The 21053-nt window shown below is 61.1% G+C and carries 20 protein-coding genes and 2 pseudogenes; 11 read left to right on the top strand and 11 right to left on the bottom strand.

What is annotated here, in order from left to right; all coding sequences use genetic code 11:
• Positions 1–21 precede the first annotated feature (21 nt).
• The 3 genes from DL86_RS04330 to DL86_RS04320 form a co-directional block, all read right to left on the bottom strand.
• Entirely contained in the window at positions 22–714 is a 693-nt protein-coding gene (locus tag DL86_RS04330; RefSeq protein ID WP_036258687.1) for a DsbA family protein, read from the bottom strand.
• 79 nt (positions 715–793) lie between these two features.
• Entirely contained in the window at positions 794–1357 is a 564-nt protein-coding gene (locus tag DL86_RS04325) for a DUF721 domain-containing protein (RefSeq protein WP_036258469.1), read from the bottom strand.
• 118 nt (positions 1358–1475) lie between these two features.
• A complete protein-coding gene (locus DL86_RS04320; protein ID WP_036258468.1) occupies positions 1476–1946 on the bottom strand; it encodes a VOC family protein in 471 nt (156 codons plus the stop codon).
• 193 nt (positions 1947–2139) lie between these two features.
• Here DL86_RS04320 and mutY point away from each other — a divergent pair, with 193 nt between their 5' ends.
• The 3 genes from mutY to DL86_RS04305 all read left to right on the top strand — a co-directional run bounded on the left by mutY (position 2140) and on the right by DL86_RS04305 (position 4669).
• A complete protein-coding gene (gene mutY / locus DL86_RS04315; RefSeq protein WP_036258466.1) occupies positions 2140–3237 on the top strand; it encodes an A/G-specific adenine glycosylase in 1098 nt (365 codons plus the stop codon).
• A 14-nt stretch (positions 3238–3251) separates the two neighbouring features.
• Positions 3252–3521 carry an Imm74 family immunity protein gene (locus DL86_RS04310; protein ID WP_036258465.1) on the top strand — a complete coding sequence of 90 codons (270 nt, stop codon included), beginning with the start codon at positions 3252–3254 and terminating at the stop codon, positions 3519–3521.
• An 83-nt stretch (positions 3522–3604) separates the two neighbouring features.
• Complete coding sequence (locus tag DL86_RS04305; RefSeq protein ID WP_036258463.1) at positions 3605–4669, top strand: DMT family transporter; 1065 nt, start codon at positions 3605–3607, stop codon at positions 4667–4669.
• Between the two features lie 88 nt (positions 4670–4757).
• Here the strand turns inward: DL86_RS04305 and smbP are convergent, their stop codons facing one another.
• Positions 4758–5099, bottom strand: a complete 342-nt coding sequence (gene smbP / locus DL86_RS04300; protein WP_036258462.1) for a small metal-binding protein SmbP — start codon at positions 5097–5099, stop codon at positions 4758–4760.
• Positions 5100–5270: 171 nt separating this feature from the next.
• Between smbP and DL86_RS19110 the strand changes: the two are divergent.
• Positions 5271–5552: pseudogene (locus DL86_RS19110) on the top strand (GNAT family N-acetyltransferase); the annotation flags it as partial.
• A 303-nt stretch (positions 5553–5855) separates the two neighbouring features.
• On the opposite strand, the gene DL86_RS04290 reads toward DL86_RS19110, so the two are convergent.
• Positions 5856–7052, bottom strand: a complete 1197-nt coding sequence (locus DL86_RS04290; protein ID WP_036258459.1) for a site-specific DNA-methyltransferase — start codon at positions 7050–7052, stop codon at positions 5856–5858.
• 244 nt (positions 7053–7296) lie between these two features.
• Positions 7297–7848 (bottom strand): ribonuclease HII, encoded by a 552-nt coding sequence (locus tag DL86_RS04285; RefSeq protein ID WP_342585847.1) that lies wholly within the window; start codon positions 7846–7848, stop codon positions 7297–7299.
• Positions 7849–8094: 246 nt separating this feature from the next.
• Here DL86_RS04285 and DL86_RS04280 point away from each other — a divergent pair, with 246 nt between their 5' ends.
• Positions 8095–9507: a mannose-1-phosphate guanylyltransferase/mannose-6-phosphate isomerase gene (locus DL86_RS04280; protein WP_036258457.1), complete on the top strand. Its 1413-nt coding sequence runs from the start codon at positions 8095–8097 to the stop codon at positions 9505–9507.
• A gap of 111 nt (positions 9508–9618) precedes the next feature.
• Here DL86_RS04280 and DL86_RS04275 read toward each other — a convergent pair whose 3' ends face one another.
• Complete coding sequence (locus DL86_RS04275; protein ID WP_280948981.1) at positions 9619–11070, bottom strand: exopolysaccharide biosynthesis polyprenyl glycosylphosphotransferase; 1452 nt, start codon at positions 11068–11070, stop codon at positions 9619–9621.
• Positions 11071–11411: 341 nt separating this feature from the next.
• Here DL86_RS04275 and DL86_RS04270 point away from each other — a divergent pair, with 341 nt between their 5' ends.
• Together DL86_RS04270 and DL86_RS04265 are read left to right on the top strand one after the other, a co-directional pair.
• Positions 11412–11867, top strand: coding sequence for a hypothetical protein (locus DL86_RS04270; protein WP_051952665.1), 456 nt, complete (start codon positions 11412–11414; stop codon positions 11865–11867).
• Positions 11868–11881: 14 nt separating this feature from the next.
• The gene (locus tag DL86_RS04265; protein WP_084572687.1) at positions 11882–12685 is read left to right on the top strand and encodes a ribonuclease T2 family protein; all 804 of its coding nucleotides are present in this window, start codon (positions 11882–11884) and stop codon (positions 12683–12685) included.
• A 10-nt stretch (positions 12686–12695) separates the two neighbouring features.
• Here the strand turns inward: DL86_RS04265 and DL86_RS04260 are convergent, their stop codons facing one another.
• Positions 12696–13472, bottom strand: a complete 777-nt coding sequence (locus tag DL86_RS04260; protein ID WP_036258454.1) for a bestrophin-like domain — start codon at positions 13470–13472, stop codon at positions 12696–12698.
• 219 nt (positions 13473–13691) lie between these two features.
• Between DL86_RS04260 and DL86_RS04255 the strand changes: the two genes are divergently transcribed.
• The 3 genes from DL86_RS04255 to DL86_RS04245 all read left to right on the top strand — a co-directional run bounded on the left by DL86_RS04255 (position 13692) and on the right by DL86_RS04245 (position 15709).
• Entirely contained in the window at positions 13692–14534 is an 843-nt protein-coding gene (locus DL86_RS04255) for a 23S rRNA (adenine(2030)-N(6))-methyltransferase RlmJ (protein ID WP_036258453.1), read from the top strand.
• A 147-nt stretch (positions 14535–14681) separates the two neighbouring features.
• Positions 14682–14894: a cold-shock protein gene (locus DL86_RS04250; protein ID WP_036258451.1), complete on the top strand. Its 213-nt coding sequence runs from the start codon at positions 14682–14684 to the stop codon at positions 14892–14894.
• Positions 14895–15112: 218 nt separating this feature from the next.
• Positions 15113–15709 (top strand): glutathione S-transferase N-terminal domain-containing protein, encoded by a 597-nt coding sequence (locus DL86_RS04245; protein ID WP_036258675.1) that lies wholly within the window; start codon positions 15113–15115, stop codon positions 15707–15709.
• A gap of 267 nt (positions 15710–15976) precedes the next feature.
• Here DL86_RS04245 and DL86_RS04240 read toward each other — a convergent pair whose 3' ends face one another.
• The 3 genes from DL86_RS04240 to DL86_RS04225 form a co-directional block, all read right to left on the bottom strand.
• Positions 15977–17557: a galactose oxidase early set domain-containing protein gene (locus DL86_RS04240; RefSeq protein ID WP_036258450.1), complete on the bottom strand. Its 1581-nt coding sequence runs from the start codon at positions 17555–17557 to the stop codon at positions 15977–15979.
• 730 nt (positions 17558–18287) lie between these two features.
• Positions 18288–19880: a flavin monoamine oxidase family protein gene (locus DL86_RS04230; protein ID WP_036258447.1), complete on the bottom strand. Its 1593-nt coding sequence runs from the start codon at positions 19878–19880 to the stop codon at positions 18288–18290.
• Between the two features lie 92 nt (positions 19881–19972).
• On the bottom strand, positions 19973–20305 hold the full coding sequence (locus DL86_RS04225) for a (2Fe-2S) ferredoxin domain-containing protein (RefSeq protein WP_036258445.1): 333 nt from the start codon (positions 20303–20305) through the stop codon (positions 19973–19975).
• Between the two features lie 437 nt (positions 20306–20742).
• Between DL86_RS04225 and DL86_RS20805 the strand changes: the two are divergent.
• Positions 20743–20985: pseudogene (locus DL86_RS20805) on the top strand (IS110 family transposase); the annotation flags it as partial.
• Between the last annotated feature and the right edge of the window lie 68 nt (positions 20986–21053).

Genomic DNA, 21053 nt, shown 5'->3' with positions numbered 1-21053 from the left:
CCGCCGCAAGTGGGCGGCACCTTAGCCCTTGAGCAGCGGTTCGAGCAATTTATCAAGGGCTTCGGGCGTCATCTCGCCGCTTTCTTTTTTGCCATTGATGAAAAAGGTGGGCGTTGCTTTCACGCCGAATTTCTCCGCCGCGTGATCGCGCACTTTGTTGATTTTGTCGTAAAGCTCCTGATCCTTGAGGCAGGTTTCGAAGCGCTCATGGTTCACGCCAGCCTGCTTGACGAGATTGGCCAGGGATTCGAGCGGCTTTTCGGTAAAGGCCCAGTTTTTCTGCTGCGCGAAGAGAAGATCGACCATCGCGGTCCGCTTGTCGTCTCCGGCGCAGCGCGCCAGCATGAAGCCGGCCGTCGCGAGAGGATCAAGCGGAAATTCGCGAAGGATGAAACGGACTTTGCCGGCATCGATATATTTCCGTTTCAGCTCCGGATAGGTCGCGGTGTGAAAAGCCGCGCAATGCGAGCAGGTCATCGAGGCGTATTCGACGATGACGATCGGCGCATCGCCCTTGCCGATAACGACATCGGGCAAAGCTTCGCCGGCCAGCAGCTGATCGAGCGGTATGCTTGCGCCTTGGGCGAGAGCCGGCTCCCGCAGGTCGTCGATCACGCCGGCTATTCCCGCGAGCGTCAGTCCCGCGGCAACGGTGGTTTCGAAAAATTCACGGCGGCTCTTGAAGGCCGCCAGGGATTTATTGGGCGAACGCATGAGTTTCGATCCATCCGGGGAAGTTTGGCCCGATCGCTGAGCTTGAACGCGGGCCATATTGGCGATGTAAGAAAAATGATCAAGGATTGTCGCGGTCTTTTCCACCTTGCGCACCATTTTGCCGGCAACTGACCACGCGCGCGCCGAGCCGGGTCAGGGCCAATCGCAAGGAATCGTCGGAGATGCCGCCGACCAGCGTCGCCGCCGCCTCAATGGCGGCGGGCTCGAGCGGAACATGCGCTGGCTTGGCGATGGCCCGCGCGTCCACCGGGCCTTGCTTGAGGGTGAGGCGGGCGACGCAGCGCCATCCGAGGTGGGCATTGACGCGCTCGATGATGACGCCGGAGAGATGCTGCATTTCGAGCGCGAACCCGGTTTCGACCCTTACAACCAGCGTTGCGGCAGCCGGCGCTTGCGTCGAAGCGCGCCGTTCCTCCGCAGCAAGGGCGCGCTCGCGCACCGGCCATTGCAGCTTGATTGGCCGCGACATTGCCGCCAGCTTCTGCCCGACAATGTCATCCCAAAACAAAATGAGGTCGGATTGGCCAAAGCCTTGCCGCGCCAGAACCGGATTGATCGCGGCTCCAACGAGGTCGGCGAGCGGGCGCGACCAGGACCCTTTATGAGAGGGAAATCTTCGCATCGGCCCTTATACCTTGCATTTTCCCTCAAGCGCCAATGGCCAGGCGGATTGATCTCTAATTCGCCAGGTTTTTGTCAGTCCGCTCTTGGAAAAGCCGCCCCTCCGGTGCCGCGCTGCTTCAAGCGGCGCCATCGTGGAGCGCGGCGGCGCGTTTGCGCATTTCCTCCGGCGAGAGATCCTCCTTGTGGGTGGCGATCCACCAGCGATGCCCGAAGGGATCTTCGAATTTGCCGCCGCGATCGCCATAGAACTGGTCCTCGACCGGCCGCAGGATTTTGAGGCCTTGGCCGACCGCTTGATTGGTGAAGGCGTCGACGTCCTCGACATAGAGATGGATCATGATCGGCGTTCCGCCAATCGTTTGCGGGCTTAAGGCGTCGTGATCAGGAAACTCGTCCGAGAGCATGATCCTGGCCTCGCCGATGGCGAGTTCGGCATGGCCGATCTTGCCCTCGTGTCCAATGCAGAGCGTTTCGATCGCGCCGAAGGCTTTCTTGTAGAAGGCAATTGCTTCGCTCGCATTGCTTATGCTGAGATAAGGTATCGCCCCCTCACGCCCCTCGGGAATTGGCTTGGCTGTCCCATTCATCAATTGGTCCCCCCGTGACTGCGGCGGCAAACTCTAAAGGGCCATCAGGCGAATGGAGCCAAGTATTGTTCAAAGAATTGCTCAAAGAAATGGTCCAAGCATTAATCTGCAGCCATAACCATATGGCGCGATCAATCCCCGAGCTTTGCTTGCATGACTATGCCAGCGCCAGGAAAGCCGCTAAACAAGGCGCATGTATGACGCGCTCCAGGCCCCGTTGATCGCGCAACGTCGCGCCTCTACTGCCGTGCTCGATTGGTACGACCGGCATCGCCGCGTTCTGCCTTGGCGCGCCTTGCCGGGCCGGCCGGCGGACCCTTATGTGGTTTGGCTTTCTGAAATCATGTTGCAACAGACGACTGTTGCGGCGGTCAAACCCTATTTCACCGGCTTCCTTGCGCGCTGGCCCACGGTCGGCCTGTTGGCCGACGCCCCTGTCGACGAGGTGATGCGGCAATGGGCCGGGCTCGGCTATTATTCCCGCGCCCGCAATCTTCACGCCTGCGCCAAAATGATCGCGGCCGACCTGAACGGCGCATTTCCCGACAGCGAGGCGGGACTGCTCGCCCTGCCGGGCATCGGTCCCTACACTGCGGCGGCCATAGCCGCGATCGCTTTCGGTCGGCGGGCGGTCGTCGTTGACGGCAATGTCGAGCGCGTCATCGCTCGGTTCTTCGCCATTGCGGAGCCTTTGCCTGCGGCCAAGCCTGCGATCCGGGAAAGAGCCGGCGAATTGACGCCAAGCGAGCGGCCGGGCGATTTTGCGCAAGCGATGATGGATCTGGGGGCGACGATTTGCACGCCGAGGCAACCGGCCTGCGCTATTTGCCCTCTGCTGACCGGCTGTGAGAGCCGGGCCGCGGGAAGCCCGGAGGATTTTCCGCGAAAGCGGAAGAAGCCGCCAAAGCCGCTGCGGCGGGGCGCCGCGTTTTATGTGCGCCGCGAGGATGGCGCGGTCCTCGTGCGCACGCGGGCGCCTAAAGGCCTGCTCGGCGGCATGGTGGAAATCCCCGGAACCGCGTGGGAAGCCGAGTTCGACCCGGAGCGCGCGGCGATGCAGGCGCCGATCGAGGCGCCCTATCGAAAGCTCGGCGCCGAGGTCGAGCATGTTTTCACCCATTTCGCCCTGCGGCTCGAAATTTATGTCGCCGAAGTCGGGCAGGGACAGGAGGCGCCTGCCGGTTGCCGCTGGGCCGCGGCGCGCGATCTCGCCGACGAGGCTTTGCCAAGCGTTATGCGCAAAGTGGTAGAAGCGGCGCGCCGCAGCGGCGGACCCGCCAAACCCACTTGAAGATAGGCTGAGGCATGGCCAAGCGACGCGGAGCGGAATTTCAGATCACCCTGACCGAAGGGTCGATCCGCGTTCGCTCGGCCGAGAGGGTCTTGACGATTTCGCCGGCGCCGAGCCTCCCCGGCGAGGATGACCCAGCCGACTTCATTGTCGACCTGGATTCGATCCTTTGTTGGGATTCCCCACATGAGGATGTTGAGATCGAGGTGGAGGAATTGCAGCGGATCGTCCAAGCGATCGAAGCGGAGTTCGAACGGCTCGGTCTCGCTGTGGAGTTCGATTAGCGCATGATTTTACAATCACGCGCCAGGACAAGCGACGGGCGCGCGCATATTGATTTGAAGCGATCGCGCCCAAAGGCTTTGCCATGACCCAAAGCAAGCACGCGCATCTCTGGCCCGGCGTTCCCCTGGCTTTGGGCTCGGCGGCGCTGTTTGGCGCCTCGACGCCTTTGTCGAAGCTTCTGCTTGTTTCGCTTGATCCGCAATTGCTCGCGGGCGTGCTCTACTTCGGGGCGGGCGCCGGTCTCGCAGGCGTTCATTTCGGGCGCGCCGCGCTAGGCGTCCCGGCGGAAGAGGCGCCCCTGCGGCGCGGCGATCTGCCTTGGCTTGGCGCGGTCATCCTCTTTGGCGGCGTCATTGGCCCACTTTTGCTGATGCTTGGCCTTTCCCGCACGGACGCTGCGTCGGGGGCGCTGCTGCTCAATCTCGAATCGCTCGCCACCATGGCCATCGCCTGGCTCGCCTTCCGGGAAAATGTCGACCGGCGTCTTTTGCTCGGCGCCTTCTCCATCCTCGCCGGCGCGGCCGTCCTGTCCTGGAGCGGGCAGGCCATCGCCTTCAACAGCGGCGCCGCCTTGATCGCGGGCGCATGCCTCGCCTGGGGCGTCGACAACAACCTTACCCGCAAGCTCTCCGCCGGCGATCCGGTGCAGATCGCGATGATCAAGGGGCTCGTGGCGGGAGCGGCCAATGCCGGGCTTGCGCTTTGGCAGGGCGCCGCCTGGCCCTCGCCCTGGACGCTGGCTGGCGCCGCCCTCGTCGGATTTCTGGGCATTGGCGTCAGTCTTGTCTGCTTCGTGCTAGCCCTTCGCCATCTCGGCGCCGCCCGGACTGGAGCCTATTTCTCGCTGGCGCCCTTCATTGGGGCGCTCATCGCGATAGCGCTGCTTGGCGATCCGCTGAGCGGAAAATTGCTTGCCGCTGGGGCCCTGATGGGGTTCGGGCTTTGGCTGCATCTCGCCGAGCGGCACAAGCACGAACATGACCACGGTGGGCTCGAACATGATCACAGCCATGTCCATGACGCGCATCATCAGCATGCGCATGACGGGCCTCTGACCGAGCCGCATTCCCATTGGCATCGCCATGAGCCGCTGCGACATTCGCACCCGCACTATCCTGATCTGCATCACAGGCATGGGCATAGATAAGCGACAGCGCCATCTTCACCCAAGCAAATGGGCGGGAATTTCTTCCCGCCCATCGAAGAAGTTCATGGCCCAACGCGATATTGCAGCGCTATTTCGCCTGGTTCAGGTGCGTCAGAGCCGATTCTGCGGATTTGGTCGCGACATCGGCATGGCCGGCCTTGCCATGTTCGATCGCTCCATTCAAATCCTTGATCGCGGCCGCCGTGTGAGGATTGGCTTTTTCCTTTTCCCCGGCTTCGGCATGCTTCAGCGCGATTTGCGCATGGTCCGCGAGTATATTGGCATGGCCTTGCTTGCCATGATCAATGGCTTCCTTGGTGTGCGTGATCGCCTCGGCTATGTGGTCTTCCGCGGCGAAAGACACATTGGGCGCGAAATAGGCCGCAAGAGCAAGGCTAAGAGCCAAGGCGGCGATTCGACGAGTCATCATCGATGTTTCCTCCCAAAGAACCGGAAACTCTTTCCGGGCATGATGGTTTCGGATCGCAATTATACATTTAGTCTATAGAAAAAATTATATAATGTCTGGAGCATTGTCAAGCAAGCGGTTTGGACGGAGCCGGTCGTTCGGGGGGGGAGGCAAGTGATCGTTCGCGCCGAAATGCCGTCTGATGTCGCTGTAATCAAAGCGATCGAAGCGGTCGCCTTCTCGACGTCCGCTGAGGCGGACCTGGTCGAACGGCTGCGCGCTGACGGCGACTCGGCATATTCGCTTGTCGCCGTCAGAGGCGATGAGCTTGTCGGCCACATCATGTTTTCGAGGATGAATGCGCCTTTTCGCGCGCTTGGGCTTGCGCCAATCGCGGTATTGCCGCGGCATCAACGCAGCGGCGTCGGAACCCGCATGATCGAGGAAGGTCTGTCTCGCGCTAGGCAGGAGGGATGGGAAGGCGTCTTCGTTCTTGGCGATCCCGCCTATTACCGGCGGTTCGGCTTCGACCCCAGCAAAGCCGCTGCCTTTGCCTCCCCTTACGCCGGACCAAACCTCATGGTTGTGGCCTTGCGGGCCGACGGTCTGCCCACGCAAAGCGGCGATATCGCCTATCCTCCCGCTTTTGCCGCTCTGGGCGACCGAGCGAGCCTCGGTCTCGGCTTTCTGGTCATCGTGGCGTGTCAAGCTGTCCCACGACATCAGGGCGGGCGGCGGAAACGTCGGACGCCGATGCGCGTGATTTTCAGAAATGAGCTATTCCGCCGCTTGGCGCAGGCTCGCGCGGGCCGAGGCGCGCAGGACGTCGATCGGCTGGAGCCGGCCCTCGCGCTGGCAATGCCAGAAGGTCCAGCCATTGCAGGCAGGCAAGCCTTGCGCCAGCGCGCCGATCTTGTGAATCGAGCCGGCAATGGCGCCGATCGAGATTGTCCCATCGGCCCGCACCGTCGCGGCGTGACGTTTTTTTTCGTCGACCAGGATTTCGCCGGGCTGAATCAGTCCGGCCTCGACGATCGCGGCGAAGGCGACCCTAGGCTCCGACCTTTTGCTCGGGACCGCCGCGATGGCCTCATAGGGAAGCCGCTCCACGCCTCTAATCCTGGCCCTTGCCGCGGCGGCATAAGTCTCGTCGCGCTCGACGCCGATGAAGGAGCGGCCCAATCGCTTGGCGACGGCGCCTGTCGTGCCCGAGCCGAAAAAGGGGTCGAACACGACATCGCCAGGGTTCGAGGCGGCGAGCAGGATGCGGGCGAGCAGGGCCTCGGGCTTTTGCGTCGGATGAGTCTTATGGCCCGAGCCGTCCTTGAGGCGCTCGGCGCCGGTGCAGATCGGAAACAGCCAATCGGAGCGGACTTGGCAATCCTCATTGCCCGCCTTCAGCAATTCATAGTTGAACCGATAGTTTTTTGCGCCCGCGTCCTTGGCCGCCCAGATCAGCGTCTCATGCGCATTGGTGAAGCGCCGGCCGCGAAAATTCGGCATGGGATTGGCCTTGCGCCAGACAATATCGTTCAGGATCCAAAAGTCCTGATCCTGCAGGATCGCGCCGACCCGGAAAATATTATGATAGGAGCCAATCACAAAAATCGTCGCGTCCGGCTTCATCAGCCGCCGCGCCGCTTTCAGCCAGGCTCGGGTAAAGCTGTCATAATCGGAAAAGCTGGCGAATTTGTCCCAATCATCGTCGACGGCGTCGACGACGCTTTGATCCGGCCGCGAGAGAACCGATTCGAGCTGCAGATTATAGGGCGGATCGGCGAAGACGAGATCGACCGAGGAGGCCGGAAGGCGCGCCATCGCCTCGAGGCAGTCGCCGACGAGGATTTCGTTCAGGGGCGGCGCGTCGGCCGCCGCGGCCGCGCCGGACGCGACGGAGCGCGGCCGCGAAATCCCAGTACGCAGAACCTTGATCTGAGATTTCGAGCCGGCGACCCCGGCGCGTTGGCTACGCATGAATAAAAACCGAAACGCAACTGACGCCGCAGAGTCTGCGTGACGCACAGTAAAGACCTCGTTTGGCCTTGGCGTCCGGCCGTGTCTCATTTTCGCACGCATTTGATGTAAATTGAGCTTAGAGCATGATGCCGAAAAGTGGGAACCGGTTTTCGGATGACATCATGCTCTAACTCTTTGAGGAGAGGTGGATTTAAGACTTTGGACGAAATCGCGTTGCGATTCCGTCCAAAATCATCCGGCTCTAGCGCGCCTTGAAGGGGCTGAAGCTCAGGCGGTGATAGGGACTGGGGCCGTGCTGGGCGATCGCCGCGAGATGGGCCGGAGTGCCGTAGCCGGCATGCTGGCTGAACCCATAGACGGGAAAGCGCGCGCAGAGGCGGGCCATGAGGCGGTCGCGCGTCACCTTGGCGATGATGGAGGCCGCGGCGATCGAGGCAATGGCCCCATCGCCCTTGACAATGGCCTCGCCGGGGCAGGACAGCCGCGGCGGCGGATCATTGCCGTCGATCAGAACATAACGGGGCGGGATCGACAGCGCGAAAAGCGCCCGCCGCATGGCTTCGAACGTTGCCTGCCGGATGTTGATGCTGTCGATTTCCGCCGCGCTCGCGAAGGCGACGCCGACTGCGAGCGCCCGCGCCATGATATCCTCGAAGAGGATTTCCCGCGCTTCGCGAGTCAACAGCTTCGAGTCGTTCAGTCCGCGCGGAAGATTGCGCGGATCGAGAATGACCGCGGCGGCGGCGACCGGCCCGGCGAGGGGGCCGCGCCCCGCTTCATCGACGCCCGCCACCGGCCAGACGCCGCTTTTTTGCCATTTCCGCTCGACGGAGAAATCAGGTTTCGAGATGCGCGATCTCCTGCGGAAAATGGCGACATGAGGCGCGCCTCTGTATATAAGAATTTGTGCGGCGCCTCTAACTGGGCCAAGGCGACTCTTTGACGTCACAAGACTGTTTCAGGATGATATCGGGCGACAGCGCCCGCGAAAAGCCAAGGTCGGCGTCGCAAGACGGGGAAGCAAGACGGGGAAGCAAATATGGTGAAAATCCTTCCGGTCATCATGTGCGGCGGCTCGGGGACGCGGGTTTGGCCGGAATCGCGCGAAAGCCTGCCAAAGCAATTCATCTCGCTGGTTGGCGCGCGCTCCACGTTCCAGACGGCGATGGAGATCCTCGACGACAGCGTTTTCGAGACGCCGATCGTCATCTCGAACCATGATTACCGTTTCCTCGTCTCCGATCAATTGCTGCAAATCAAGCGCGAAGCGCGTATCGTTCTCGAGCCGGTGCGGCGCGATTCGGGGCCGGCGGTCGCGGTCGCCGCCGAACTCGCGGCGCAATCTGGCCCCGACACGATCGTCGCGGTGTTGGCGGCCGATCATGTGGTGCGGGACAAGCAGGGCTTCGTCGCCTTGTGCAAGCAAGCGGCCGAGGCGGCGGCGCTGGGCTATATCGTGACGCTTGGCGTCAAGCCGACCGAGCCAGCTACCGGCTATGGCTATATCAAGACCGGCAAGGCCATTTCGCCCGATGGCGGGGTGTTCAAGGTCGAGGGCTTCGTTGAAAAGCCCGACGCCGCCACGGCGGAACAATATGTCCTTGAGAATTATCTCTGGAACTCCGGCAATTTCTTCTTCCGCGCCGATGTGATGCAGGCCGAACTGCGCGAATACGAGCCGCTCATCGCGGAGGCCGCCGCCGAGGCGCTCGCCAAGGCGCGGCGCGATCTGAATTTCATCGTCCTCGACGCCGAGGCCTTCGGCCAGGCGCCCAAAATATCGATCGATTACGCGGTCATGGAGCGCACCGACAAGGCTGCGGTCGTGCCGGCCGACATTGGCTGGTCGGATGTCGGGACCTGGTCGGCGGTCTGGGAATTGTCGGATCGCGACGACCACGGCAATTCCATTCGCGGCCAAGGCGTCATCATGAACGCATCGAATGTTCACGTCCGCTCCGACGAGCATTTGACCACGGTCGTCGGCGTCGACGATGTCATCGTCATCACCACCCAGGACGCCGTGCTGGTGCTCAACAAGGCGCATGGGGACAAGGTGAAGCAACTGGTCGATCGCCTGAAAAGCGAAAGCCGGCCGGAGGCCTTGCATCACAAGCGCTCATTCCGGCCTTGGGGCTATTATCAATCGGTCGACTCCGGCGCGCGCTATCAGGTCAAGCGCATTGTCGTGAAGCCGGGCGAGCGCCTGTCGCTGCAAAAGCACTTCCATCGCGCCGAGCATTGGATCGTCGTCAAGGGAACGGCCGAGGTCACCCGCAACAACGAGATCCATCTCGTTCACGAAAATGAGTCAATCTATCTGCCGATCGGCTCCGTGCACAGGATGGCCAATCCGGGACGGATCGACCTCGAATTGATCGAGGTGCAGACCGGCTCCTATCTCGGTGAAGACGATATCGTCCGGATCGAGGACGTTTATAATCGGGGCTGACCGGCGGACGGCCCTGCCTGATCCATGGCGTGCGGCGAACAATGAAAGTTGGGAAGATCGGTTTTCGTCGCTCTCCTTGCTGCTCGACAGAGCCGCGGCCGCTCAAGTCGCTCAATAGGCGTTCTTGAAGGCCTTCTTCGACATGATCGTGCGCCAGATGATCTGGAGATCGAGCCACAGCGACGAATGGTCGATGTAGAAAAGGTCGTGCTCGATGCGCGCCTTCAGGCTCGCCTCGGTGATCTCGCCGCGCAGGCCATTGGCCTGCGCCCAGCCGGTAATGCCCGGCTTGACATTGTGGCGGCGGGCATACAGCGCGACGGAAGGTTCGAACAATTGATCATGAGCGAGCGCATGCGGGCGCGGCCCGACCAGCGACATGTCGCCGAGGAGGACGTTGAAGAGCTGCGGCAACTCGTCGAGATTGGTCCGACGCATGAAGCGGCCAACTCGCGTGACGCGCGCATCGTTTGAGGTCGCCTGGCGCAGCTTGCGGCCATCTTCGAGCGTGGTCATCGAGCGGAATTTGAAGATCCGGAATGGCTCCTGGTTGAACCCATAGCGCCGCTGCCGGAAGATCGCCGGCCCTTTGCTGTCGAGCTTGATCGCGATGGCCAGCGCGGCCAGGAGCGGCGCGAGCAGGGCGAGAGCGATCAAGGCAAGCGTAATGTCGAATACCCGCTTGGCGAGGACATGGGCGCTCGACAATGGCCGCGCCAGGTTGAGACTGGAAATCGGGCCGGTCGTCGCGACTTGGGCCTTTGCGAACCTGTTGAGGACGCAGTCGGACCCCAGATGAATCGCTGCCGGAATCCGCAGGAAGGCGGTGACGCAGCAGTCGACCGTTTCCCTTTGCGCCCAAGGCACCAGAATGAAGACATCCTCCGGCCGGAAAATCCGCGCCGAGGCGGCCGCCAGGGCAAGGTCTTCGTCGAGATGGTCCGGTCCGCGCAGCACCGAGGCCGTCACGATTCGCATGCCGAGCGCGGCCGGTTCGTAGAGTTGGTAGAATCGCTCGATCTCTTCCTCGCGCCCAAGCAGAAAAATTCTCTTTGCGGCCATGCCGCCGCGCCCGGCGCTGGCCTTGATCCATTGCGCGAACAGCAGCCGGTTGATCGACAGAAGGCCAAGGCCGAGGCAAAAGAAAAGGCCGACCGAAACGCGGGGGAGGCCGGCCGTCGCCTCCATCATGAAAGCAATCGTGACGGCGGCCGGAAACGTCATGAACCAAGCCAGGCAGGATCGCCGGAAATGGACCTTGAAGGCGAGATAGCGCTCGTGCGCGTAATCGCCTTGAAACATATTTGCGGCGAGAAAGATGACGGCGACCAGCACGCCGAATTGGTTCAACCGCACGACGCCATCCAAGGCCTCATGCGCAGAGAGTCTCATGATCATGTCCGCGCCGAGGGCGCCGAGGGAGATCGCGCAAAGGTCGCTGGAAGCGGCGAGGAACGCGAAGCCGCTCCTGATCCAAGCCTCGTGTTTCGAAGAGGCAAAATATCTCCACGAGAAAAAAGACGGCCAGGCGCTGCGCGCGGGAGGCCGGTCAAATTGCGTCATCGATGCTTCTGTCGCTGGCATGGTTAGTTCCAAAATGAGACAGGGATGCAGCAGAACGAAACGAATTTGCGATTGGGCCCGCTGCTTTCCCGGACGGCAGCAATGGCTATGCCGGCCTGCGCCTTGGGCGCGCCTCCGCTCGGCCCCTTGACGGCGGCATCTTGACGAAGCATCGTCGCCGCGAGGCGAGAGCATGATGTCATCCGAAAAGTGGAAACCGGTTTTCGGATGACATCATGCTCTAACTCTTTGAGAAGAAGCGGATTTAGACTTTGGACGAGATCGCCTTGCGATTCCGTCCAAAGTCATCCGGCTCTAGGAACATGCGGGGCTTTTTCGGTATGGCGCACAGGATTTCCGGTTTGCTGGGGATGGCGGCCCTTGCCGTCGCGATCGGGGGCTTGGTCGGCGTCGCCGCGGCGCGCCCGCTGGTTCCCGCGGAGCGCCGCTACAGTCCCTATGACGGCATCCTTCCCGCCTGCGACGATCCTGCGGCGCTCGAGCGGATTCAATCGCGTTTCCACGATCGCGAAAGCGAATTCTGGAAGACCGGCCTCGAGATTCTGGGCTTTGAAAAGGTGACGGAAATCGGCTACCGGTCGAACGGTCTCGATTACATTCCCCGACGCTATTGCGTTGCGCGCGCCTATATGAACGATGCGCAATTGCGTTCGGTCTCCTTCTCGATCAACCAGGATCTCGGCATCATCGGCATCGGTTTCGGCGTCGAATGGTGCGTCAGTGGGCTCGATCGAAATGACGCCTATGCGCCCAATTGCAAAATGGCGCGGCCCTGACTGGATAGGCGGCTATGTTCCTTGACGCCGGCGTGAAAAGAAGCGCGGCCAGCCTCGCGCTGGCCGTGTTCCTCCTTGCCGCATCCGCTCCCTTATGCGCCGCGCAGACCCAGGCGCTCCCGCGCGAAGCAGATTGCGTTTTGGACAAATGCGCCGAATCGGCGCCCGCGGCGGAGGATCCGGGTCCGGAGCCTCCCCCTCTAGCGACAGGAATTCAGAGGTCGCGGCAGCGGGGCGCCAGCGCGCCCGGCGATTTCGACTTTTACGTCCTCGCCCTGTCCTGGTCTTCGGGTTTTTGCAAGACCCCAGCCGCCGCGCGGGCGCATGGCCAATGCGATGCAGGCGCCAATCTCGGCTTCGTGGTGCATGGGCTCTGGCCTCAATATGAGCATGGGTTTCCCTCCGATTGCGAGCCAGGCGCGCGCTTTCCCTCGCGGATGGCCTTGCAGAGCGCGGAGGGACTTTACCCAAGCGAAGGACTCGCCCGTCATGAGTGGCGCAAGCACGGGGTTTGCTCGGGCAAAAGTCCGACGGATTATTTCGCGGACGTGCGCCGGGCGCGCGAAGCCATCGCGATTCCGCCTCCCTTTCAAGCGGCCAAGCAGGATCAGGTCTGGACGCCGATCGACCTAGAGCGCGCTTTCATCGCGGCCAATCGGCGGCTGCGGCCGGGAATGCTCGGCATTGCTTGCGCCGGTGGCGTTTTGCAGGAGGTCCGGATCTGTTTTTCGAAGGATCTGCGCGATTTTCACGCCTGCCCGGAGGTGAGCCGCCAAGGGTGCCGGACGCGGCAAGTGTCAGCGCCGGCGCCCTTATGAATATCCGCGCTCACTCCATTCTGGCGCGCGCGTCGATCAGGCTTTGCAGATTTTCGTGAACGAAGCCCTGTCTTGGCTCATGAATGTTGAGAATTAGGACCGTGACTGCCGCGATGAGAGCGCAGACGATGGTCGTCGCCGCCAAGGCCCGGTCCCCGGCGATGCCGCAGCCATACCCCGTTATCGCCATCGCGACGACCGCGAGCAGGCACAACATGCCGAACATCTGGATCGGGATGCGATTCCTATGCGACGCCTCCCGTTCGGCGCCAACGTCAATGATGGCGTTCAAGGCGCCAATGAACAGGCCAGCCACCGCGGACCGATCCTGCTCGGCGAGGCGAACGGCGAGCGCCCATAGATCCTGCTGGACCGCGTCGGCAAGTCTCGCGCTTGCCGACGCCTGTTCTTCGTCGGCCAGCGCCCATTGAAGGCGCAGGTCGGCGTATCGCCGCAGCGAGAAACTCGCCTGCTGCGCCATCGGCTTGGGCAGCAATTGCGCCCTCAAATAGGCCGTGCCGATCGCGTTGGCTTCCTTGACGACGAGCAGGCGCCTTTCCTGGAAATTGGACATCGACGCCGAATAGGTGAAGCCGAGAAACAAGGCGAGCAAGCCAAGGACGGACGCCTGAAGCGATCCGGTCTCGAATTTTGCGCGCTGCCGCCGCGCCTTGTTGAGGCGCCGTCCGCCGCGAAACCCACCTTCCGTGGCGAGAATGAGCGGCGCGAGCGCGCCGAGGAACACGGCCCACACCGGGAATCCGTAAAGCGTCGATGTCGCGAACATTTTTTCTCGTTGCTGAGAAATCGGCCAGAGCGCCTGCGGAAAGGAATCGCTGCGAGTCCGAAGGTTGAAGCAACTCCTGGGATCATGCTCTTAATTGGCCGCAAGCGCGCCTTCAACCGGAGGCCGCTGCGAATCGCCTAACTCCGCCGATTTTGCAACGCTCCCGGCAACAGCGCCGAAGAGCGCAAGAACCGCCAAGAACCAGCAAGAAAACGAATAATGAACTACCGCCATGATTTTCACGCTGGCAATTTCGCCGATGTTTTCAAGCATATAATTCTAACGAGGGTTCTGCTTCATCTCGGTTTGAAGCCAGCCGCTTTCCGCTATATCGAGACCCATGCGGGAAGCGGCGTCTACGACCTCTCAGGACCGCAAGCCGCACGAACGGCCGAATGGCGCGGCGGCATCGGTAGGCTGGCCTTGAGTGAACTCGCGGCTGGCGCGCGCGAACTCATCCAGCCTTACCTTCAAATCGCGGCGCCTTTGCTCGATTTAGACCCACCGCGCTATCCGGGTTCGCCAGCGGTCGCGCGAGCGCTGCTGCGCCGCCAGGACAAGATGCTCCTCTGCGAGCTTCACCCGCAGGCCTGGCGCGCCCTGAAGGCCAATGTCGGGTTTGACGCGCGCGCCAAGCTCATCGAAATCGACGGCTATGTCGGCCTCAACGCCTTTATTCCTCCCATTGAACGGCGCGGGCTCGTGCTGATCGATCCGCCTTTCGAGGCGACGGATGAATTCGGCAGGCTCGCAGGGGCGATCGAGGCGGCTTGGCGCAAATGGGCGACCGGCGTCTATGTCGCGTGGTATCCGGTCAAGGACGTGGAGAAGGCGGCTTCTTTTGCGCGTTCGCTGGCGCGAAGCGGCGTCAAGCCGCTGTTGCGGCTGGAACTTCAGATCGACACGGTCCAGCCAAGAGGGCCGCTGAGCAGATCCGGCCTGATCATCGTCAATCCGCCATTTTCCCTCGAAGCGGAGGCGAGGCTGATCCTGCCATGCCTCAGCCAATGCCTGGCGGTTGGACGCGCCGGCTCCATGATCGAATGGCTGGCGGGGGAATAATGTCCGGCGTCTTGCCAAAGCTTGACGCTGCTCCAAATTCTTCTGGTCGGATTCATTTTCTGGGGAATTCGACAGGGAAAAGGCCAGGGCGGGCTCCATTGATGACGGGTCCCGAATGGCGGCGTTCGATTGGAAGGACAATGTCCCATGTCGCAGCAGGGAACGGTCAAATTCTTCAACGCGGACAAGGGCTACGGCTTCATAAAGCCGGATGACGGCGGCCGCGATATCTTCGTGCATATCACGGCGGTCGAGCGGGCCGGCTTGGAGTCGCTGACGGAAGGGCAGCGCGTGGCGTATGAAATCGAGCCGGATAAGAAAGGCAAGGGTCCGAAAGCAGTCGATTTGCGATTGGAATAGCCCGGCGCGCCGGAGAGGGCGCGGCGCAACTTGTGTTAGACAACGATTTACAGCGCGGCGACGCACGGCGCGGCTGATTCGTTCGGCCAAGCGAATGGCTCGCGTCTGAGCCTTTCCGATCAGATGGAATCCTCCAACGGGGAAGCGCGGCTTCCAAGCGCAATGAAGTTGATATAAACGGCGCGGGCCGCTCTTTTTGGCGGCGGAGAATGTCGAAAATGATGATGCTGCGCTCCTCACCTGCCTCGCCCTTCGGGCGGAAGGTCCTCATCGCCGCGGCCCTTGCCGGGCTGGCCGGACGGATTCAGACTGTCGCGGCCGATACCAGCGATCCCGCCGATACGATCCGCCAGCAAAATCCGCTCGGCAAGATTCCGGCCCTCATCCTCGCCGATGGGACCGTCTATTTCGACAGCCGGGTGATTGTCGAATATCTCGATCACCTGGCGGGCGGCGATGTGCTGATTCCAACAGAGTCCGAGGCGCGGTTCCGGGCGCTGACGCTGGCCGCGCTCGCCGATGGGATCGCCGACGCAGCGCTTCTTCTTGTTTACGAGGAGCGGCTGCGGGATGCGGCCAAGCGCGATCCGAAATGGGTGGCCTTGCAGGATGAAAAGATCCAGCGCGGGCTCCAGGCGTTTGAAAAGACGCTGCCAGCCGGCCGGCGCGATATTGCGCATATCGGCCTTGCCTGCGCCCTCGGCTATCTCGATTTGCGTTTCAAGGGGACGTGGCGCGGCGATCATCCGCATTTGACGCAATGGCTCGAGGCCTTTGCCGCCGAGGTTCCGGCCTTCGAGGCCACTCGAGCGTGAGCCGCAAATAGCGGCAGAGGCGCGGATTGGCGCGGGTCCGATCCGGCCCTCGCCGCTGACGAGAGGGCTGCAACCCTCTCCCAGCGGTTCCTTCTCGCCTCTTCGGCGCAAAAAGTGATAAGACAAGCATGTTCTTAAAAAAGGTGATCGACTTTTTCGATATTGAGACATCGGATATATCCGATGTCTCAATAGGAGCATGCTCCAACTCATTGAATCCGAGCGATTCCTTTTCGATCAGACAACTCCATCTGATCGGGAAACGCTCTAGAGCACGGATCGGGGAAGCGACACAATTTTAGCCACCGAAGGCACGCCAGCGCTGTTGAACACGAACAGCATGTAGTAGCCCGGCGGCGTGTTATTGGGGTTTTGAGACATTCTGACGGTCAACGTGTTGCCCGCCTGGGTGAATGGCAGAAAGAGATGGCGCTGCTCCAGATCGCTGGAATGGGTCGCCGAACCCGTATGAACGATCGCCACTTTGCTGATCGGTTCGTTGGCGCCAAGGGTAACGGTGAAGTATCCGCCGCCTTTCACGATCTCAGGGGCCGATAGGATGGTTGGGCGGGGGGCGGGCTCCCCTGATCCGTCCTGCCGATAAAGATAGGGAGGATAGTAAATTTCCGCATTGAGCTGCTTCGTTGGACCGGGAGCCCCACCGCCGCCCGTCAAAACAGCGCCATTGGCCAAGAGCACGGCAGCTGAGTGATAAAGACGCGCCTTGGCCGCGGCGGCGCCGAAGGTCCATTGAGATGTCTTCGGATCCCAAATTTCGGCGTTGTAAGCGACGCCGGTCAAGACATTCTCCGACGAGGATCCGCCCGTGACGAGAACTTTTCCATCAGGCAGCACGGTCCCATTCGACCAAATGCGGTCCGTGCTCGTGCTGGCGACATCTGTCGCGGTCGGCGGCGATTTGGTCAGATCGATGACCTGGACCCTTTTGTTATTCCGGATCGACAGCAGCTTGCCAGGGGAAAACATAACTGTAGGACGATAAGCCGTGCCCTGCGCGGCTATTATTCCTTTATCTTCCATCGTGCCCGGACCAGACGTGGTTAGTCTAAGTAAGTGACCATCTCCTTTCAGAAAATACAGAGCGCTATCGACGCCAAGAAATACTCTTGGATAGTAATATTCTATTGCATCGCCAATATCGATTCCCGCAAGGGTTCTCCAGCCAAGATTGACATGATAAATCTCGGGCGTAACCGCGACTGCGGCGCGCGAAAGCGTGTCCTTATTTAATCTTCCGCCAATGATAAGCTTATCGCCATTGCGCAGCGGGACGAAGGAGGCATACCAGCGCGGAAATTTCATGGTTCCGGCGGAGCTCAGGACATCATCCTTTGCGTAGAAAATCGATGTTTTGTTGTTAGCGTAGTTCCGCACTCCATTAACCGTGAGATCTCCGCCGGACAGCAGCACATCTCCGCTATTCTTATATGTTGTCCAACTCTCGAAGTCGCTTCCGATCAAGGACTGTGAGCCGCAGAAGATGTCTGTGCTCGTCCCATTGGGGAGCGTCAAATGCGCGTCGGATCCGGTTCCAAGCGTTGGATCCCAAACGTCGTAGTTCATTTGCGCCCCTTGCGCGCCGGTGAGGTCGGTGCCGTAGGACAGGACCCGGCCGTCGGACAGAAGGACCATGTGGATGGGTATGATCGGCCAGGTCGCGGGAGCGGCGAAAAATCCCTTCGCTCCGGCTTCGGCTCCGCCGTTCGGGATCGCCGCCGCGCTTGCCGCCGAGGGAGCTACAGCCGAAGGAGCGACGGCCTTGGGAATCCCTGCGCCCGGCCCATAGCCATAGTCCACCGGCGCTTTGGGATTATCGTCCTCTTTCAAATATATATCAGGGTAACGCGATTGTTGAACTGCGCCTAAATTTTCTGAAACTGCATCCGAGCTAACTGCAACGCTCAGAATGAGGACGCACAAAAGCATTCTCATGTGAATGTGAGACATGAGTTATCGCCAATCTTTGAAATGGGGTTTCTTATAGTATGCGCATTCGCGCGCATTGGACGTATCAATGAATATCAAATTTTGTCAATTATCTACTATATTCCAATATAGATTACAACCATTTTCATCTAAGTCTGAGCTAATTTGGCATTTTGTAGATGGGACGACAGCCGCCCTTGCTCGCCAGCCTCCCTCACCAAGACGCGCGCGTGACATTGCCGCAATCATTCGTTGACAACAGCGACATCGGGCGAGCACTTCCCGTTGTCTTGCCAAATGCTCGTCAATGCCTTCAGTCAGCCGCTCGTAGCTACCGGCGAATACAGAGCCGGCGGCGCGTTTTGAAATGGAGGACAAGTCGAGCGCTCAGCCTGACGGGCGGCAGCCGGCGGCGGATCAGGGACGCGTTATGCGGCGGCTAGAGCGCATCGTCGATCTGACGCGCCAATGCGCGTCGCGCCAATGCGGTGTTGGAACTTCAAGAAGGCTGCGCGAGCCACGCCTCAGCAGCTTTCCAACAAGGAGGCCGCTGGTTTCGAGACCCAAAAGGTCTCAGCAAGGCTGCATCGGCTTGGCGACGCAACCTTGTTTCAAATCCTTGCGCTCAACGTCAAGCCGCCGCCGAAGATGGGGTTTTGGCGACGAAGAAAGCATTGACCGAGAGGCAGAATTCCTTCCAGGCCGCGGCGATGTCGCGCAAGATCGCCTGGAGGTAGTCCTTCGAAGGCTTGTCCTCGCCGGGAAAATTCGACAAGGCGCAGGAGGTGCGATTGTGCTGAATGACGGAATCCAGCAGAAACTGGATAAAGCCGTCGAATGTTTTCAAAACCTCCGGCGTCAGGGCCGAGCGACCGCGCTCCACGGCGACATCGCTCATGTCGAAGGAGAGATGCTCCAGGCGCAACAGGGCTTCGCTGAAAACCTGCTCGATCGTCGCGACCATCGCGCGTTGGGTCACGATTTCCTTGTCGGGGCTGGCCATAAGGCGATTGAGATGCTTGCGATAGGCTTCGACCGACTGGGCCTGCTGACCGGCCACCCATTGCCCGAATTGCGCGATGCTTTCGGCATTGGAGACGCCGGCCTTGCCGCCCGCTTGCGCCTCGAGCGCGATCGCGGGAGCGAAGCGGCCAACGTCGCGCACGAGGCGGCGAGCGGAGTCGAGGGCGCCTTCCATGTAGCCGCCCGCATAGCTCGCCGTTTCGGAGCCGCCGAAGAACAGCTTGCCGTCCCAAACCACCTGCCGCAAGTGGGGATTGCCGTAATGGGGGTGGTCCTCGGGCGGGATCAGATCGCGCCGGGCGCAGGTAAAGTCCTCGGCGGCCCAATCCTGGTAATGCTGCTCGCCATGTTCGAGTTCGGGGCCGAAAATCTGGCCGATCTGATTGCCCATCAGCATCGGCAGCCCGGCCTTGAACGACTCGCGCAAGGAGGGCGGCAGCGCGAGGAAGCCGCCCAGGGCCGCGCGGGTGGCGGTGGCGTCGCAGGCGTCGAAAATCTCGTTGAAGACCGCCTGCTCATGCGTGACATAGGCGTTGCCGGATTTGCCGGCCTCCCGCCACAAGGCGCGGTCATAGGCGATGACCGCCTTCGCCTCGCCCGCCATCCAGGTGTAGGTCTCCCGCATCGCGTCGACCAGCGCCTCATCGAGGCTAGGCTCGAAACGGATATGCTCCTCGACGATGCGCGGCGGCATGGCGAGGACCACCCGACGGGCCTCGACGACGATCAAGGCGTCGCCCTGACGGAAATGCAGTTCGACATGATCGCCGCGATCGAAAATCACCGAAATCGCGTGCTCCAGGTGAATTCGCTCGGCCGGAAGCTTTTGCGCGATGGCTTCGATCACCGAGGCCATGCCGCCTTCGACGCGGCGGGCGCCGCCGTGCACGCTCTCGTTCTCGCTCGGAACCGCAGTCTTGTCGTGATCGTGCAGGCGCATCACGGTCCCGGAATCATGTTGCGGGAAGGTAACGAGCCCAAGATCGGCGACGAGGCGCGTCATTCCCGGCTGCGTGTCTGGCCAATACCAGGTCGGCCCGAGATCGACCCGCATGCCGGCTTTTTCGGACGCGACCGAGAGGACCCTGCCGCCGAGGCGCGCGCGCGCCTCGAACAAGGCGAAGGGACGTCCTTGCGCCTGCAAACCGGCGGCGAGCGCCAGACCGCATAAGCCGCCGCCAACGATCGCCGTTTCCAGCATAGTCCTTCTCCCGAACCGATAGTTTGTCGCTCGCGCGGCGATCCAATAAGATAAAGCAATTCCCGGGCCGATGGCGAAAGCCGAGGCGCCGGCTACCGCTGGGGGACGATGATCAGGCGCTCGACCGGATTGCCTTCGACAAAATGCGATTGGATGATCTCGTCGATGTCCTCGGGCTTTTCCGGCCGATACCAGATGCCTTCGGGGTAAACCACCATCAGCGGGCCGGCGCGGCAGAAGCTCAGGCAGCCAGAAGCGCTCATGTTGACGTCTGGAAGCTGCTTAGCCTCGAGCTTCTGCTGCAGGCGGTCCCAAAGCGGCTGGGCGCCATTCTCCATGCAACTGCCGCGCGGATGGCCGGCCGGCCGCTTCGTGAAACAGGCGAAAACATGATATTTGAAGACCATGGGAATATCGAGCGACATGAACCAGTCCTAAGTTGGCGAGAAATCCGCACTTAGAATCATTCAATTCTTGTGCCGTCTGATCCGCTTCCGGCCAAATATCAAATTGCCATGCATTCGTCGGCGAGGAAGAGCCCGTCCAGAAGCCGCATCTTATCCTGAGGTGGTCGCGCTAGAGCGCTTCCCGTTTCGACGAGATCAGAAATTGGTCGCATTTTCTTAACGCGAACCGGCATCCACTTCGCTCGCAAATACTTATCTTATGACTTTTCGCGCCGCTAGAGCATGATGCCGAAAAGTGGAAACCGGTTTTCGAACGACATCATGCTCTAACACTTTGATGAGAGGCGGATTCAGACCTTGGACGAGATCGCGTTGCGATTCCGTCCAAAGTCATCCGGCTCTAAGGCAAAAAAGCCGGCTGCAAGGCCCTGATCAAATGGCTCGCCGCAACGCCAGTGGCGCGCGTCGTCTTCGAACCCATCGGCCCTTATCATCGCGTGCTCGAGCGCGCGCTGGATGCGGCCGGCGTTCCCATCGCCAAGGTCAATCCGCGTCAGGCCCGCCGTTTCGCTGAAGCCGCCGGCAAGCTCGTGAAAACAGATCGCGCCGACGCCGCCATGCTCGCGCGCATGGGCGAGGTTCTCGATTTGCGGCCGCGTCCCTGCGTCAGTCAGACCATCGCCGAGCTGAAAGAACTTCATCTTGCCCGCGCCGCGCTCGTCAAAGACCACACGGCCGACAAAAATCGCGCCAAAGCGATCACGCT

Source organism: Methylocapsa aurea (genome assembly GCF_000746085.1).
Lineage (GTDB): Bacteria > Pseudomonadota > Alphaproteobacteria > Rhizobiales > Beijerinckiaceae > Methylocapsa > Methylocapsa aurea.
Note: the sequence above shows the minus strand (reverse complement) of the source record. Positions and strands in the feature narration are given on the sequence as shown.

Bases quoted from the DNA above. Each gene is read 5' to 3' on its own strand.
- DL86_RS04330 (WP_036258687.1), bottom strand. From the start codon at position 714: ATGCGTTCGCCCAATAAATCCCTGGCGGCCTTCAAGAGCCGCCGTGAA.
- DL86_RS04325 (WP_036258469.1), bottom strand. From the start codon at position 1,357: ATGCGAAGATTTCCCTCTCATAAAGGGTCCTGGTCGCGCCCGCTCGCC.
- DL86_RS04320 (WP_036258468.1), bottom strand. From the start codon at position 1,946: ATGAATGGGACAGCCAAGCCAATTCCCGAGGGGCGTGAGGGGGCGATA.
- mutY (WP_036258466.1), top strand. From the start codon at position 2,140: ATGTATGACGCGCTCCAGGCCCCGTTGATCGCGCAACGTCGCGCCTCT.
- DL86_RS04310 (WP_036258465.1), top strand. From the start codon at position 3,252: ATGGCCAAGCGACGCGGAGCGGAATTTCAGATCACCCTGACCGAAGGG.
- DL86_RS04305 (WP_036258463.1), top strand. From the start codon at position 3,605: ATGACCCAAAGCAAGCACGCGCATCTCTGGCCCGGCGTTCCCCTGGCT.
- smbP (WP_036258462.1), bottom strand. From the start codon at position 5,099: ATGATGACTCGTCGAATCGCCGCCTTGGCTCTTAGCCTTGCTCTTGCG.
- DL86_RS04290 (WP_036258459.1), bottom strand. From the start codon at position 7,052: ATGCGTAGCCAACGCGCCGGGGTCGCCGGCTCGAAATCTCAGATCAAG.
- DL86_RS04280 (WP_036258457.1), top strand. From the start codon at position 8,095: ATGGTGAAAATCCTTCCGGTCATCATGTGCGGCGGCTCGGGGACGCGG.
- DL86_RS04275 (WP_280948981.1), bottom strand. From the start codon at position 11,070: ATGACGCAATTTGACCGGCCTCCCGCGCGCAGCGCCTGGCCGTCTTTT.
- DL86_RS04270 (WP_051952665.1), top strand. From the start codon at position 11,412: ATGGCGCACAGGATTTCCGGTTTGCTGGGGATGGCGGCCCTTGCCGTC.
- DL86_RS04265 (WP_084572687.1), top strand. From the start codon at position 11,882: ATGTTCCTTGACGCCGGCGTGAAAAGAAGCGCGGCCAGCCTCGCGCTG.
- DL86_RS04260 (WP_036258454.1), bottom strand. From the start codon at position 13,472: ATGTTCGCGACATCGACGCTTTACGGATTCCCGGTGTGGGCCGTGTTC.
- DL86_RS04255 (WP_036258453.1), top strand. From the start codon at position 13,692: ATGAACTACCGCCATGATTTTCACGCTGGCAATTTCGCCGATGTTTTC.
- DL86_RS04250 (WP_036258451.1), top strand. From the start codon at position 14,682: ATGTCGCAGCAGGGAACGGTCAAATTCTTCAACGCGGACAAGGGCTAC.
- DL86_RS04245 (WP_036258675.1), top strand. From the start codon at position 15,113: ATGATGATGCTGCGCTCCTCACCTGCCTCGCCCTTCGGGCGGAAGGTC.
- DL86_RS04230 (WP_036258447.1), bottom strand. From the start codon at position 19,880: ATGCTGGAAACGGCGATCGTTGGCGGCGGCTTATGCGGTCTGGCGCTC.
- DL86_RS04225 (WP_036258445.1), bottom strand. From the start codon at position 20,305: ATGTCGCTCGATATTCCCATGGTCTTCAAATATCATGTTTTCGCCTGT.